We start from the raw sequence: 13,772 nt of genomic DNA, 5'->3' as shown, positions 1-13,772 counted from the left end.
CGCCGGGAGGCTCGTAGAATCGTCGCACCATGGCTTACCTCGACCACGCCGCGACCACTCCGATGCTGCCGGAGGCGATCGAGGCGATGACCGCCCAGCTCGCCGTGACGGGCAACGCGTCCTCGCTGCACGCCGCCGGCCGCCGGGCCCGCCGTACCGTCGAGGAGGCCCGCGAGACCCTCGCCGAGGCGCTCGGGGCGCGCCCCAGCGAGGTCGTCCTCACCTCCGGAGGCACGGAGGCGGACAACCTCGCCGTCAAGGGCCTGTACTGGGCCCGCCGGGACGCGGACCCGCGCCGCGTCCGCGTCCTCGCCAGCCCCGTGGAACACCACGCCGTCCTCGACGCCGTGCACTGGCTCGGCGAGCACGAGGGCGCCACCGTGGAGTACCTGCCCGTCGACGGGTACGGGCGCGTGCACCCCGAGACGCTGCGCGAGGCCATCGCGCGCGACCCGTCGGACGTCGCCCTCGCCACCGTGATGTGGGCCAACAACGAGATCGGCACCCTGATGCCGGTCCGCGAACTGGCCGCCGTGGCCCGCGAGTTCGACGTCCCCCTGCACTCCGACGCCGTACAGGCCTTCGGTCAGGTGCCGGTCGGCTTCGGTGACTCCGGCCTCGCCGCCATGACCGTTTCCGGCCACAAGATCGGCGGCCCCTACGGCATCGGCGCGCTGCTCCTCGGCCGCGAGTACGGCCCGGTCCCGGTGCTGCACGGCGGCGGCCAGGAACGGCACGTCCGCTCCGGCACGCTGGACGTCCCGGCCGTGGCCGCCTTCGCCGTCGCGGGCCGCCTGGCCGCCGAGCGGCGCGAGGAGTACGCCGCCCGGACCGGCGCCCTGCGCGACGAGCTGGTCGCCGCCGTCCGCGCCGCCGTCCCCGACGCGATCCTGGGCGGCGACCCCGCCCCCGAGGGGCGCCTCCCCGCCAACGCCCACTTCACCTTCCCCGGCTGCGAGGGCGACTCGCTGCTGCTGCTCCTGGACGCCCAGGGCATCGAGTGCTCCACCGGCTCGGCCTGCACGGCCGGCGTGGCCCAGCCCAGCCACGTCCTCCTGGCCACCGGGACGGACCCCGACCTGGCGCGCGGCACCCTGCGCTTCACCCTCGGCCACACCTCGACGCGCGCCGACGTCGAGGCGGTCGCCAAGGCCATCGGACCCGCCGTGGAGCGCGCCCGGACCGCGGGCCTCAGCTAGGTCATGTGCCGGAAGTCCCGCCCGGCCGGGAACGTGTCCCGGGCGCCCGCGCGGCGTCCCGGACCAGCCGCATGTACCGGTCCCAGTCCCAGTGCGGGCCCGGGTCGGTGTGGTCGGTGCCCCGCACCTCCACATGGCCGATGATGTGCTCGCGGTCCACCGGGATCCCGTACCGCGCGCATACCCCGGCCGTCAGCCGGGCCGACGAGGCGTACATGGCGGCCGTGAAGTCCTGCGGCCGGTCCACGAACCCCTCGTGCTCGATGCCGACGCTGCGCTCGTTCATGTCCCGGTCGCCCGCGTGGAACGCCACGTCCAGCTCCCGGATCATCTGCGCCACGTGCCCGTCCTTGCGGACGACGTAGTGCGTCGCCGCGCCGTGCCCCGGGTCCTTGAACACCTTCAGCGCCGACGGGTAGCTGCCCTGCACGACATGGATCACGACCCGGTCGATGGTGAAGTCGTCCGGGCGGTCCGCCCGCCGCCAGTTCGCCCGTGACGCCGCCGTCCACTCCGCGCCCGCGTGGTCCAGCTCACCCTCCACACGGGGCTTCTCCACCCCCGGCACCCGGTACCAGGCGCGGCGCAGCTCGTCGCGCGCCAGCACCGCCGTGCCCACGACGGCCGCCCCGCCGCCGATCAGCACGGCACGACGGCCCACCGCACCCGGCTTCTTCTCTCCCATGTGACCGTGAACGCCTACTCACGCGAGCTTGGTTCCCGGGGCCCGTACCCTGGTAGGGCTATGACTCAGACTCCCCAGCGCCCCCTCCGTGTGCTCGCCGCCATGTCGGGCGGCGTGGACTCCGCCGTCGCCGCCGCCCGCGCCGCCGAGGCCGGCCACGACGTGACCGGCGTGCACCTCGCCCTGTCCGCGAACCCGCAGTCCTTCCGTACCGGCGCCCGGGGCTGTTGCACCATCGAGGACTCGCGCGACGCGCGCCGCGCGGCCGACGTCATCGGCATCCCGTTCTACGTGTGGGACCTGGCCGACCGGTTCCGCGAGGATGTCGTCGACGACTTCATCGCCGAGTACGAGGCCGGCCGCACCCCCAACCCCTGCCTCCGCTGCAACGAGAAGATCAAGTTCGCGGCGCTGCTCGACAAGGCGCTCGCCCTGGGCTTCGACGCCGTCTGCACCGGCCACTACGCCACGGTCGTCACCCGCGAGGACGGCACCCGGGAGCTCCACCGGGCCTCCGACATGGCCAAGGACCAGTCGTACGTCCTCGGGGTGCTGGACGAGAAGCAGCTCGCGCACGCGATGTTCCCGCTGGGCGACACCCTCACCACCAAGGACGAGATCCGCGCGGAGGCGGAGCGCCGGGGGCTCGCCGTGGCGAAGAAGCCCGACAGCCACGACATCTGCTTCATCGCCGACGGCGACACCCAGGGCTTCCTCGCCTCCCGCCTGGGCAAGGCGGAAGGCGACATCGTCGACGAGTCCGGCACCAAGGTCGGCACCCACGAGGGGGCGTACGGCTTCACCATCGGCCAGCGCAAGGGCCTGCGCATCGGCCACCCCGCCCCGGACGGCAAGCCCCGCTACGTCCTGGACATCTCGCCGGTGAACAACACGGTCACGGTGGGTCCCGCCGAGGCGCTCGACGTCACCGCCCTGACCGCCATCAAGCCCCGCTGGTGCGGCACCGCCCCCGCCGGCCCCGGCGCCTACACGGCCCAGCTCCGCGCCCACGGCGACGAGACCCCGGTCACGGCGACCCTCGCGGACGGCGAGCTCCACGTGGCCTTCGAGGAACCTGTCCGCGGCGTCGCCCCCGGCCAGGCGATCGTCCTCTACGACGGCACCCGCGTGGTCGGCTCGGCCACCATCGCCACGACGACCCGCCGGGCCCCGGTCACCGCCTGAGCGTCAACCCGGCGGTCACGGCCCGCCCCGGCGCGGACGAAGCCCGCGCGGCCTGCGCTACTGTCCCGGCGCGCACAGCACGTCGCTGTGCGTGACCTTCGATGGACGGGGGACGGCGCGGGTGACGTACACACAGCGCTGGCAGGAACTGCTCGACCTCGCGCCGGGACCCGGCACGCTCACGCACAGCGGCGGCCCGTGGACCGCCGCGTCCGGTACGGCCGGTGAGTTACGCGTACGGACCGAGGGCAGCCGCCGCTCGCTCGGCACCGGGCACCACGCCGTCCGGTCCCCGGGGACGGGGCTGGCGTCGGTCGCCTCCTTGCAGGCCGTGCTGACCTCCTGGGAGGAACGCCTCGCCCTGGTACGGGACGAGTGCGCGTACCTGACCGGGGCCCTGTCCGCGGTCGCCAAGGAGCTGGGCGAGACCGACACCGGGGTCGGCCAGGCCGTGGGCGCCGTCCGGACGGGCGGCCGGGAGCGGTGACCGGCACCACCCTGACCTGGCGGCTGCTGCGGGACCTGCGGCCGGCCGCCCTGGAGGGCGCCGGCGACGCCTGGCACGACGTGTCCGCCCGGTCCGGCTCGGACCGGGCCCGGGTGGACCGCCTGATGACGGCGAAACTGCGGGAGACCCAGGACAGCCGGTCCGCCGCGGCGGCCCTCGTACGCCTCGGACGGCTGAGCCGCAACTACCAGTACCTGCACACCGAGTGCGGGCTCGTCCGTACCGCTCTGAACGCCCTGGCGGCCGATCTCGCCGAGCCGCAGCGGCAGTTGCGGCAGGCGCTGGACGAGGCGGCCGAGCTGCGGTTCACCGTCCACGAGGACGGCTCCGTCAGCTTCCCGCCCGCCACCGCGGCCACCCTTGCGGGTGAGACCCCCACCCCGGGCGGCCGCGCCCACGGCGACGGCCGCCTCCCCCTGGACGCCGCCCCCGGCCCGGCCGGCCCGCCCCCGTCCGTGCGACCGCTCAACCCGAACGCCGAGAAGGCCCAGGCCCTCGCGGACCGCATCGCCCGCGCCGTCCGCGCGGCCGCCGAGATCGACCGCGAGTACGCCCGGACACTGGACCGGCTCCGGGCGGCGAAGGGCCTCGACGTCACCACCGCGACCCTCGCGGACGCCGCCCGCGACACCGCGCACGTCCGCACCGCGGCGGGCCGCCACCTCGGCGACGGCATCCCCGCCGACAGGTCGCCCGCCGCGCTCAAAGCCTGGTGGGACGGCCTGCCCGAGGAGCAGCGCCGCGAGTACCTCGACGTGGCGCCGGACCTCATCGGCGGCCTGGACGGCATCCCCGCCGCCGCCCGCGACGAGGCCAACCGCAGATACCTGCCCCTGCTCATCGACGAACTGGCACGGCGGGGCGGTTCCGAGACGGAACTGGACGGTCTGCGAATGATCCAGGCGCGATTGAATGAGCCAAGCCGCATTCCGATGTTGCTCTTGGGCATCGGCGACGAGGGCAATGGGCGTGCCATCATCTCGTACGGAAACCCGGACACCGCTCGGAATGTGTCGGCCTATGTCCCGGGACTGGGTACCAAACTCGATGCCGAGGACTTTCAGGACGCCATCAAGCGCGCCAGGGACACAGCCATGGGTGCGCGACAGATCGACCCGTCAAGCGCGTCCATCATCTGGTTGGGTTACGACGCCCCACAGGCCCTGGACGTTGCGTCCCCGGGGGATGCTGAGCGAGGAGCGCCCGCCTACAACTCCTTCATGTCGGGTCTGCACGCCACGAACGAAAACCGTGATCCGCACTTCACGGCGATCGGCCACTCCTACGGCTCTCTCACCGTGGGAAAGGCGGCCACGTCTTCTGGTGGCATCCCTGGCGTCGATGACATCGTCCTTCTGGGCAGTCCCGGCGTGGGGGTACAGAAGGCGGAAGACCTTGGTGTCGGCAAGGAGCATGTGTTCGTCGGAGCGGCCGACAACGACCCGGTCACACACCTGCCGGCGAAGGAGGAGGTCGCTCTCGGCGGCCCTGCCGGAGCGCTTATTTCCCGCGATCTCTTCGACGCAGGAAATGACGATGTCTACTACGGCAAGGATCCCGCCAGTCAGGCCTTTGGTGCGCGACGATTTCTTGTGGACGACGGGCCCCGCATGCTGAGGGACGGAGGGGGCTTTGGCGCCCATTCTCAATACTTCACCCCGGGCAACGAGCCAGGAGCTGACCAGGTCTCCGCGGACAACATCGCTGCGATCGTGGCTGGGCGTCCGGAGAAGATTGTGCAAGAGGAGTACCGGTGAATCAGATGTTGCGGTTTGTCGGCGTCTTCCTCTCGGTGTTGCTGGGAGGGGCCTGCCTCACCGCTTGTGGGACCGGGACAGAGGGTAGCCGGGCGAACGGGATGGAGGCACGGATGGATATGCAGGAAGCTGCGGAGCACGCGGACGACCTGCTTGACGCCACGATCGACGCCATCACGCCGGAGATTCGGTGGGCGCACGAGGACACGACAACCGGGACATGCGAGGTGACTCGTCGCCGTACCGTCATGACCGTGATTTCACAGCAGCGACGGGGCAGTTTTCTCGGTGTGGTCGAACGGTTCTGGCGAAAGCAGGGCTACACAATCTCGGCGGTGCGGCGTGACCAGGAGATGCCGGCAATCTACGCCCGGACATCAAAGGGCTTCGCCATCCGCGTCCTCTTCGGGTACCAAGGGCAGGCCTTCTTCGCGGCGGCCACCCCATGTGTGCGGGAGGCCACGGTAGCCCCGCCGAAATCCGTGCCGAACGGGCCTGCCTACGACGGAGTGGAGATCCCCACCCCCAACGTCCGCTCGGCGTTCTGGTCGGTGGAGGAGCCGGTGGGGGGAGGCGGGCGGTGACGGGGGCGGTCAGAGGACGTCCGTGTCGTAGAAGCACAGGTGGTTCCGGATCGCGGCGACGTCCGGCTTGGGGTCCGGGTACGCCCAGACCGCGTCCTGGGCGCCCGGCAGGGACCAGTAGGACGCCGTTCCCTTGAACGGGCAGTACGTGTGCGTGTCGGAGACCGTCAGCAGCTCCGTGCGGACGTCCTCGGCGGGCAGGTAGTACCGCACGGGGCAGCCCGTCTCCCGGAGGACCAGCGGCCGGTGGCTCTCCGCGACCACCCGTCCGTCGTGGACGACCCGTACGTGCTCGGTGCCCTGCTCGACGGTGATGCGGTGTCCTGGCGTCATGGTTGTGACAACGGCCGTGCCGGGCGCCGGGTTCCCCGTACGGTGGCCCCATGGACATCTGCGTCTTCCTCTCCGCCGCCGACCTCGACGAGCGGTACACCGTGCCCGCGCGGGAGTTCGCCCGGCTGCTCGGCAAGGGCGGCCACACCCTGGTGTGGGGCGGCAGCGACACCGGTCTGATGAAGGTCGTGGCGGACGGGGTCGAGGAGGCGGGCGGGCGGCTCGTCGGCGTCTCCGTGGACTTCCTGGCCGCCAAGGCGCGGCAGGGGGCGGACGAGATGCTGTTCGCCAAGGACCTCGCCGAGCGCAAGGCGTGGATGCTGGCCAGGTCCGACGCCGTCGTGATCATGGTGGGCGGCACCGGCACCCTGGACGAGGCCACCGAGATCCTGGAGCTGAAGAAGCACGGCAAGCACACCAAGCCGGTGGTGCTGCTCAACGCGGCGGGCTTCTACGACGGCCTGAAGGAACAGTTCCGGCGCATGGAGACCGAGGGCTTCCTGCCGCTCCCGCTCACCGAGCTGGTGTTCTTCGCGGAGGACGGCGCGGCGGCGCTCGCGTACCTGGAGGAGTGCGCCGGGATCCGGTAGCCGCCGTACGGATGCGAGCATGGCCGTATGGCTACACACATGATCACCGGGGCGGGCTCCGGCATCGGCGCGGCCGTCGCGCGCCGCCTGCACGAGCGGGGCGACGACCTCGTCCTGCTGGCCCGTGACGCCGGGCGCGCCAAGGAACTGGCCGACACCTACCCAGGTGCCCGCACGCTCGTCGGCGACCTCGCCAACCCCGACCGGCTGTCCTGGGCCTTCTCGCACCAGACCCTCCCGGACCGGCTCGACTCGCTGCTGCACATCGCTGGCGTGGTCGACCTCGGGCCGGTCGGCGAGCTCACCACCAAGGCGTGGCGCAGCCAGCTCGACGTGAACCTGATCGCACCCGCCGAGCTGACCCGGCTGCTGCTGCCGCAGCTGCGGGTGTCCCAGGGTCACGTGGTGTTCGTCAACTCGGGCGCCGGTCTGAACGCGCACGCCGAGTGGTCCGCGTACGCCGCCTCCAAGCACGGCCTCAAGGCGCTGGCCGACTCGCTGCGCCAGGAGGAGCACGCCGGCGGGGTCCGCGTCACCTCCGTCTACCCGGGCCGGACGGCCAGTCCCATGCAGGCCAAGGTGCACCAGCAGGAGGGCAAGGAGTACGACGCCTCCCGCTGGATCGACCCCGAATCGGTCGCGACGGCGATCCTCACGGCCATCGACCTGCCGCGCGACGCCGAGATCAACGACCTGACGGTGCGGCCCGGACGATGACCGAGAACGAGGCTTTCGGCTGGGGCCCGGCCACCGGGATCGGGTCCATGCCGGGCGGCGACGCGCGGGAGGCCGCCAGGACCGTCACCGGCACCTTCGAGGACTTCCCGTACCTCGCCGAGCTGCCCGCGCGCGGCCCGGGCGCCGACATGATCGGGCGGACCATCGGGCTGCTCGTGGAGATGTACGCGCACGTCGAGCCGAGCGGCTGGCGGGTCAGCGACCGGCCGGGCCGCGACACCCGGCGGGCCAGGTCGTGGATGGGGGAGGACCTCGACGCCCTGGAGGAGTTCACCCAGGGGTACCAGGGACCGCTGAAGGTCCAGGCCGTGGGGCCGTGGACGCTGGCCGCCGCGCTGGAGCTGCGCGGTGGCGAGGCCGCCCTCGGCGACCCGGGTGCCGTCCGGGACCTGACGGCCTCGCTGGCGGAGGGGCTGCGCGCCCACCTCGCGGAGCTCCGGCGCCGGGTGCCGGGCGCCCGGGTGGTGCTCCAGCTCGACGAGCCGTCCCTCACCGCCGTACTGCGCGGGCAGGTGCGGACCGCCAGCGGCTACCGCACCCACCGGGCGGTGGACCGGCAGGTCGTGGAGAGCGGGCTCAGGGACGTGCTGGCCGTGCACGACGGCCCGGTGATCGTGCACTCGTGCGCCCCGGACGTGCCGTTCGCGCTGCTGCGGCGGGCGGGTGCCGCGGGCATCTCGTTCGATTTCGGGCTGCTCACCGAGCGTGACGAGGAACAGATCGGCGAGGCGGTCGAGGGCGGCACGAGGCTGTTGGTGGGCGTCGTCGAGTCGACCGACGTTCCATTGTCGGACCCTGCCGGTAGCGTCATGGGTGTCAGGACGCTGTGGCGCAGGCTGGGGCTGGATCCGGGGACTCTGGCCGAGTCTCTGGTGGTCACCCCGTCGTGCGGGCTGGCGGGCGCTTCACCGGCGTACGCCCGGGCCGCGCTCGCGCACTGCGTCACGGCGGCGAGATCACTCGCGGACAACCCTGAGTGACGTCAGTAACGGGAGGAAAGACGGTGGCTGTCGAACAGCAGGACGTCGTGCCGGCGGAGGCGCGGGACAAGCACGCACAGCTGGCCGAGCAGGTCGAGGAGCACCGCTTCCGGTACTACGTGAAGGACCAGCCGGTCATCAGCGACGCCGACTTCGACAGGCTGCTGCGCTCCCTGGAGGCCCTGGAGGAGGAGTACCCGGAGCTCCGCACCCCCGACTCGCCGACCCAGAAGGTCGCCGGGTCGTACGAGACGGAGTTCACGGCCGTCCAGCACCGCGAGCGCATGCTGTCGCTGGACAACGCGTTCGACGACGAGGAGCTGGCCTCCTGGGCGGACCGCCTCGCCAAGGAGGTCGGCACCTCGGCGTACCACTTCCTGTGCGAGCTCAAGGTCGACGGTCTCGCCGTGAACCTGACGTACGAGAAGGGGCGACTGACCCGCGCGGCCACGCGCGGGGACGGCCGCACGGGCGAGGACATCACGCCGAACATCCGCACCATCGCGGACGTGCCCGACCGGCTGAGGGGCGACCGGATCCCGGACCTGGTGGAGGTCCGTGGCGAGGTCTACTTCCCGATGGAGAAGTTCGAGGAGCTCAACGCCCGGCTGGTGGAGGCCGGTGACAAGCCGTTCGCCAACCCGCGCAACGCGGCGGCCGGTTCGCTGCGCCAGAAGGACCCCAAGGTGACCGCCACCCGCCCGCTGCACATGGTGGTGCACGGCATCGGCGCGCGGGACGGCCTGGAGATCGCCCGGCTGTCGGAGGCGTACGGGCTGCTGCGCGAGTGGGGTCTGCCGACGGCCCGGCACAACAAGGTGGTCGACGGCATCGAGGGCGTGCGGGAGTTCATCGCGTACTTCGGTGAGAACCGGCACTCGGTGGAGCACGAGATCGACGGCGTGGTCGTCAAGCTCGACGAGATCCCGCTCCAGGGCCGGCTCGGGTCCACCTCGCGCGCGCCGCGCTGGGCGATCGCCTGGAAGTACGCGCCGGAGGAGGTCAACACCAAGCTGGTCAACATCCGGGTCGGCGTGGGCCGGACGGGCCGGGTGACGCCGTACGCGCAGGTGGAGCCGGTCACGGTCGCCGGTTCGGAGGTCGAGTTCGCCACCCTGCACAACCAGGACGTGGTGAAGGCCAAGGGCGTGCTCATCGGGGACACGGTGGTGCTGCGCAAGGCCGGTGACGTGATCCCGGAGATCCTCGGGCCGGTCGCCGACCTGCGGGACGGCACGGAGCGGGAGTTCGTGATGCCCGCCGAGTGCCCGGAGTGCGGGACGCCGCTGCGGCCGATGAAGGAGGGCGACGTCGACCTGCGCTGCCCGAACGGCCGTACGTGCCCGGCGCAGTTGCGGGAGCGGCTCTTCTACCTGGGCAGCCGCAAGGCCCTCGACATCGAGAACTTCGGTTACGTGGCGGCGGCGGCGCTGACCAAGCCACTGGAGCCGGGCGAGCCGCCGCTGAGGGACGAGGGCGACCTGTTCGACCTCACCATCGAGCGGCTGCTGCCCATCAAGGCGTACGTCCTGGACCAGGACAGCGGTCTGCCCAAGCGGGACCCCAGGACGGGCGAGGAGAAGATCGTCACGGTCTTCGCCAACCAGCAGGGGGAGCCGCGCAAGAACGCCCTGGCCATGCTGGAGAACATCGCGGCGGCCAAGCAGCGGCCGCTGGCCCGGATCATCACCGGTCTGTCGATCCGTCACGTCGGGCCGGTGGCGGCGGAGGCGCTCGCCCGCGAGTTCCGCTCCATCGACCGCATCGAGCGGGCGAGCGAGGAGGAGCTGGCGGCCGTCGAGGGCGTGGGCCCGACCATCGCGGCCTCCCTCAAGCAGTGGTTCGAGGAGGACTGGCACCGGGAGATCCTGCGCAAGTGGCGGGCCGCCGGGGTGCGGATGGAGGAGGAGAGCACGGGCGAGGACGAGGGGCCGCGCCCGCTGGAGGGGCTGACCGTCGTCGTCACCGGCACCCTGGAGAAGTACACCAGGGATGGCGCAAAAGAGGCCCTCCAGAGCCGCGGAGCGAAAGTGACCGGTTCCGTTTCGAAGAAGACCGCTTTCGTGGTGGTGGGTGACAACCCCGGCTCCAAGTACGACAAGGCGATGCAACTGAAGGTTCCGGTCCTGGACGAGGGCGGGTTCCAAGTCCTGCTCGAACAAGGGCCGGACGCGGCGCGCGAGGTGGCGGTTCCACTCGAACAGTAGGCCGGGGAACGCCCGAAAAAGGTCACCCGTTCAGCGCATACCAGATGGATAAGGGTGGCCGGGTCGCATTCGGGCAAGACCAGTAGAGCGCTGCCCGTCGAAGCCTTCCGCGGCCTACTGTTGAGACGGCGCCTGTCGTGCACGGCCGCGAGGTCGATTCCGGCCGTGTCGGCATGACAACGGGCGAACGCGTGGCAACGGCACCGCCGGCTGTGAGAGGGACGGAATGAAACCGACCGAGAGTGCCGCCCCGGTCTCACGGCCGCGTGCGTACGCGGCCCGCGCGGGCATCGCATCCAGGCTCCCGAACGTCGTCCTGGCCGCCGCCGCCCTCGTCCTCCTGGCAGGACTCTACGGCGGCCTGAGCGGCGGTCACGCCCTCTTCCCCGGGTCCACCGCGGGCTGGTCGCTCGCCGTGCTCACCGGCATCATCGTCGGCCACCTGGTCGCGCTCGGCCGCGACCGGTGGTGGGGCGGCACCGGCTCCGGCGCCGCGCTCACCCTGGCCGTCCTCCTGCTGTACGGCTGGGTCCCGGCCGGACTGGTCAGCCTCGCCGTCGTCGTCCTGGTCGGCGCGGCACGCCGGCACCGCTGGCGCCAGGGGCTGCTGCACGGCGCGGCCGACATCCTCGGCATCGGGGCGGCGGCCCTGGTCCTCGCCGCCTTCGGCGACGTACCGACCGTCGAACAGCCGTGGCGGCCCCTCGAATGGGGTATCGGGACCGTGCCGGAAGTGGCCCTGGCCGCCGCCGCGTACCTGGTGGTGACCCGGCTCCTGCTGTGGTACACGCTCGCCCCGCAGAGCGGCGGCCTGCCGACCGCCGCCCGCACGGCGCTGCTCCGCCAGGGGCTCGTGGCGGTCGCGCTGCTCGGCATCGCCCCCCTCATCTGCGTCGTCGCCGTCTCCCTGCCGGTGGTGCTGCCCCTGTTCGCCGTACCGCTGATCGCCTTGGACTCCACGCTCTGGATCGCCCGCGCCCGGGCGGAGGAGCAGTTGCGCGACCCGCTGACCGGGCTGCCCAACCGGCAGTGGCTGCTGGAGCGGACCTGGTCCGCGCTGGAGGAGGCGGAGGGCGAGGGGGCCAGGGCGGCCCTGGTCCTGATCGACCTGGACCGCTTCCGGTCGGTCAACGACACGCTCGGCCACCTGGCCGGCGACCGGCTGCTGCTCCAGATCGCCGACCGGCTGCGGCTGGCGCTGCCGCGCGGCGCGGAGGCCGCCCGGCTGGGCGGCGACGAGTTCGCCGTCCTGCTGCCGACCGCCGACTCCACCACGAGCGCCCAGCGGGTGGCCCGGCAACTCGCCGCCGAACTGTCCTCGCCGCTCGACCTCGACGGACTGACCCTCGTCCTGGAGGCCAGCGCCGGCGTCGCCGTCTTCCCCGACCACGCCCTCGACGCGGAAGGGCTGCTCCAGCGCGCGGACGTCGCCATGTACCAGGCCAAGCGGGACCGCACCGGCGTCGAGGTGTACGAGTCCAAGCGCGACTCGAACACCCCGGACCGGCTCGGCCTCCTCGGCGACCTGCGGCGCGCGCTGGACGCCGGGGACGTCGAGCTGCACTACCAGCCCAAGGTCCGCTTCGACGGACACGTGGCCGGGCTGGAGGCGCTGGTGCGCTGGGTGCACCCGGAGCGGGGCAAGGTGCCGCCGGACGAGTTCATCGCGATCGCCGAGTCCTCCGGGCTGATGCCGCACCTCACCGAGTACGTCCTGGAAACGGCGCTGGGGCAGGTCGCCAAGTGGCGGGCCCAGGGCCTGTACGTCCCGGTCGCGGTGAACGTCTCCCCGCGGGACGTCCACACCCCCGGCTTCGCGGGCGCGGTCGCGGCGCGGCTGGCCCGCCACGGGGTGCCGGCGGGGGCGCTCCAGCTCGAGATAACCGAGCACGTCCTGCTGGAGGACCCGGAGCGCGCCGCCGACACCCTGGCGGGGCTCACAGGCCACGGCGTGAAGATGTCCCTCGACGACTTCGGCACCGGCTACTCGTCGCTGGTCCACCTCCGGCGCCTCCCGGTGAGCGAGCTCAAGATCGACCGCTCGTTCGTGGCGCGGCTGGCGATCGACAACGAGGACGCCGAGATCGTCCGCTGCACGGTGGACCTGGCCCACTCGCTGGGCCTGCTGGTGGTGGCCGAGGGCGTCGAGGACGACGAGACCTGGGAGCGGCTGCGGGACCTGGGCTGTGACGCGGTCCAGGGCTGGCTGGTCGCCGCGGCGATGCCGCCGGCGGAGACGACGGCGTGGCTGCGGGCGCGGGGCGAGGCGGGCTGGCACCGGCCGCCGCGGGCGCTGCCGCCGGCCCCCCAGGACGCCGACCAGGTCGTCCAGTAGCCGGCCCCCTCGGGCCCCCGCACCTCCACCCACCGGCCGTGACCGCCCCACCCGCGCCTGGGCGCGCCGGTGAGGCGCACCATCCCGGGGGAGCGGGAAGGGCACCGCCCCGGTGCCGTCGTGCCCACCCGTGCCGCCCCGGCGGAACGACTGCCCACAACGAGCGGAGGGCGGGCCCCGGCGGAACGGACGCCACCCTCGGCGGGCGCCACGGGGGGCGCGGGCCCCGGCGGAGCGACGGCCCGCGAGGGGCCGCGGGGCGGGGCGGGGGAAACCGTTTAACGCGGGGCGGGGGAAACCGTTTAACGGGTAGAGGGCGCCGCCCCATAGGATTGGGCCAAAACCATCACACTCACCCCTGAGGATCGCTGCATGCCTGGCATCACGCGCGAGGAGGTCGCCCACCTCGCCCGGCTGGCACGTCTTGAGCTGAAGGACGAAGAGCTCGACCACTTCGCCGGACAGCTCGACGACATCATCGGCGCGGTCGCCCGCGTCTCCGAGGTCGCCGACCAAGACGTACCCCCGACCTCCCACCCGCTGCCGCTGACCAACGTCATGCGCGCGGACGAGGTCCGTCCGTCGCTCACCCCCGAGCAGGCGCTCTCCGGCGCGCCCGCCCAGGAGCAGCAGCGTTTCAAGGTGCCGCAGATCCTGGGGGAGGACTGACC

At 72.5% G+C, this 13,772-nt stretch carries 13 protein-coding genes; 11 read left to right on the top strand and 2 right to left on the bottom strand.

Annotated elements, in window-relative coordinates; genetic code table 11:
- Positions 1-29: 29 nt before the first annotated feature.
- Positions 30-1,199: a cysteine desulfurase family protein gene (locus tag ACF068_RS00315; RefSeq protein WP_392271897.1), complete on the top strand. Its 1,170-nt coding sequence runs from the start codon at positions 30-32 to the stop codon at positions 1,197-1,199.
- A gap of 1 nt (position 1,200) precedes the next feature.
- Here the strand turns inward: ACF068_RS00315 and ACF068_RS00310 are convergent, their stop codons facing one another.
- The gene (locus ACF068_RS00310) at positions 1,201-1,884 is read right to left on the bottom strand and encodes an N-acetylmuramoyl-L-alanine amidase (RefSeq protein WP_392271896.1); all 684 of its coding nucleotides are present in this window, start codon (positions 1,882-1,884) and stop codon (positions 1,201-1,203) included.
- Between the two features lie 60 nt (positions 1,885-1,944).
- Here ACF068_RS00310 and mnmA point away from each other — a divergent pair, with 60 nt between their 5' ends.
- From mnmA to ACF068_RS00290, 4 genes are all read left to right on the top strand, one after another.
- Complete coding sequence (gene mnmA, locus ACF068_RS00305) at positions 1,945-3,069, top strand: tRNA 2-thiouridine(34) synthase MnmA (protein ID WP_392271895.1); 1,125 nt, start codon at positions 1,945-1,947, stop codon at positions 3,067-3,069.
- 121 nt (positions 3,070-3,190) lie between these two features.
- Positions 3,191-3,556: a hypothetical protein gene (locus ACF068_RS00300; protein WP_392271894.1), complete on the top strand. Its 366-nt coding sequence runs from the start codon at positions 3,191-3,193 to the stop codon at positions 3,554-3,556.
- Complete coding sequence (locus tag ACF068_RS00295) at positions 3,553-5,334, top strand: alpha/beta hydrolase (RefSeq protein ID WP_392271893.1); 1,782 nt, start codon at positions 3,553-3,555, stop codon at positions 5,332-5,334. The genes ACF068_RS00300 and ACF068_RS00295 overlap by 4 nt, the downstream gene beginning before the upstream one ends.
- Before the next feature lie 5 nt (positions 5,335-5,339).
- The gene (locus tag ACF068_RS00290; protein ID WP_392272660.1) at positions 5,340-5,918 is read left to right on the top strand and encodes a hypothetical protein; all 579 of its coding nucleotides are present in this window, start codon (positions 5,340-5,342) and stop codon (positions 5,916-5,918) included.
- Positions 5,919-5,927: 9 nt separating this feature from the next.
- Here ACF068_RS00290 and ACF068_RS00285 read toward each other — a convergent pair whose 3' ends face one another.
- On the bottom strand, positions 5,928-6,251 hold the full coding sequence (locus ACF068_RS00285; protein ID WP_392271892.1) for a DUF427 domain-containing protein: 324 nt from the start codon (positions 6,249-6,251) through the stop codon (positions 5,928-5,930).
- Between the two features lie 50 nt (positions 6,252-6,301).
- Between ACF068_RS00285 and ACF068_RS00280 the strand changes: the two genes are divergently transcribed.
- The 6 genes from ACF068_RS00280 (at position 6,302) to gatC (ending at position 13,770) form a co-directional block, all read left to right on the top strand.
- The gene (locus tag ACF068_RS00280) at positions 6,302-6,841 is read left to right on the top strand and encodes a TIGR00730 family Rossman fold protein (protein ID WP_392271891.1); all 540 of its coding nucleotides are present in this window, start codon (positions 6,302-6,304) and stop codon (positions 6,839-6,841) included.
- Between the two features lie 27 nt (positions 6,842-6,868).
- On the top strand, positions 6,869-7,558 hold the full coding sequence (locus ACF068_RS00275) for an SDR family oxidoreductase (RefSeq protein ID WP_392271890.1): 690 nt from the start codon (positions 6,869-6,871) through the stop codon (positions 7,556-7,558).
- Positions 7,555-8,559, top strand: a complete 1,005-nt coding sequence (locus tag ACF068_RS00270; RefSeq protein WP_392271889.1) for a methionine synthase — start codon at positions 7,555-7,557, stop codon at positions 8,557-8,559. The genes ACF068_RS00275 and ACF068_RS00270 overlap by 4 nt, the downstream gene beginning before the upstream one ends.
- Positions 8,560-8,582: 23 nt before the next feature.
- A complete protein-coding gene (ligA, locus tag ACF068_RS00265; RefSeq protein WP_392271888.1) occupies positions 8,583-10,766 on the top strand; it encodes an NAD-dependent DNA ligase LigA in 2,184 nt (727 codons plus the stop codon).
- Between the two features lie 226 nt (positions 10,767-10,992).
- Complete coding sequence (locus ACF068_RS00260) at positions 10,993-13,101, top strand: putative bifunctional diguanylate cyclase/phosphodiesterase (protein ID WP_392271887.1); 2,109 nt, start codon at positions 10,993-10,995, stop codon at positions 13,099-13,101.
- A gap of 372 nt (positions 13,102-13,473) precedes the next feature.
- Entirely contained in the window at positions 13,474-13,770 is a 297-nt protein-coding gene (gene gatC, locus ACF068_RS00255) for an Asp-tRNA(Asn)/Glu-tRNA(Gln) amidotransferase subunit GatC (protein ID WP_016642027.1), read from the top strand.
- The last annotated feature ends 2 nt before the right edge of the window (positions 13,771-13,772 follow it).

Source organism: Streptomyces sp. NPDC016309, assembly GCF_043077235.1.
GTDB lineage: Bacteria > Actinomycetota > Actinomycetes > Streptomycetales > Streptomycetaceae > Streptomyces.
This window is presented reverse-complemented; position numbering and strand designations above follow the sequence as displayed.

Bases quoted from the DNA above. Each gene is read 5' to 3' on its own strand.
- ACF068_RS00315 (WP_392271897.1), top strand. From the start codon at position 30: ATGGCTTACCTCGACCACGCCGCGACCACTCCGATGCTGCCGGAGGCG.
- ACF068_RS00310 (WP_392271896.1), bottom strand. From the start codon at position 1,884: ATGGGAGAGAAGAAGCCGGGTGCGGTGGGCCGTCGTGCCGTGCTGATC.
- mnmA (WP_392271895.1), top strand. From the start codon at position 1,945: ATGACTCAGACTCCCCAGCGCCCCCTCCGTGTGCTCGCCGCCATGTCG.
- ACF068_RS00290 (WP_392272660.1), top strand. From the start codon at position 5,340: ATGTTGCGGTTTGTCGGCGTCTTCCTCTCGGTGTTGCTGGGAGGGGCC.
- ACF068_RS00285 (WP_392271892.1), bottom strand. From the start codon at position 6,251: ATGACGCCAGGACACCGCATCACCGTCGAGCAGGGCACCGAGCACGTA.
- ACF068_RS00280 (WP_392271891.1), top strand. From the start codon at position 6,302: ATGGACATCTGCGTCTTCCTCTCCGCCGCCGACCTCGACGAGCGGTAC.
- ACF068_RS00275 (WP_392271890.1), top strand. From the start codon at position 6,869: ATGGCTACACACATGATCACCGGGGCGGGCTCCGGCATCGGCGCGGCC.
- ACF068_RS00270 (WP_392271889.1), top strand. From the start codon at position 7,555: ATGACCGAGAACGAGGCTTTCGGCTGGGGCCCGGCCACCGGGATCGGG.
- ACF068_RS00260 (WP_392271887.1), top strand. From the start codon at position 10,993: ATGAAACCGACCGAGAGTGCCGCCCCGGTCTCACGGCCGCGTGCGTAC.
- gatC (WP_016642027.1), top strand. From the start codon at position 13,474: ATGCCTGGCATCACGCGCGAGGAGGTCGCCCACCTCGCCCGGCTGGCA.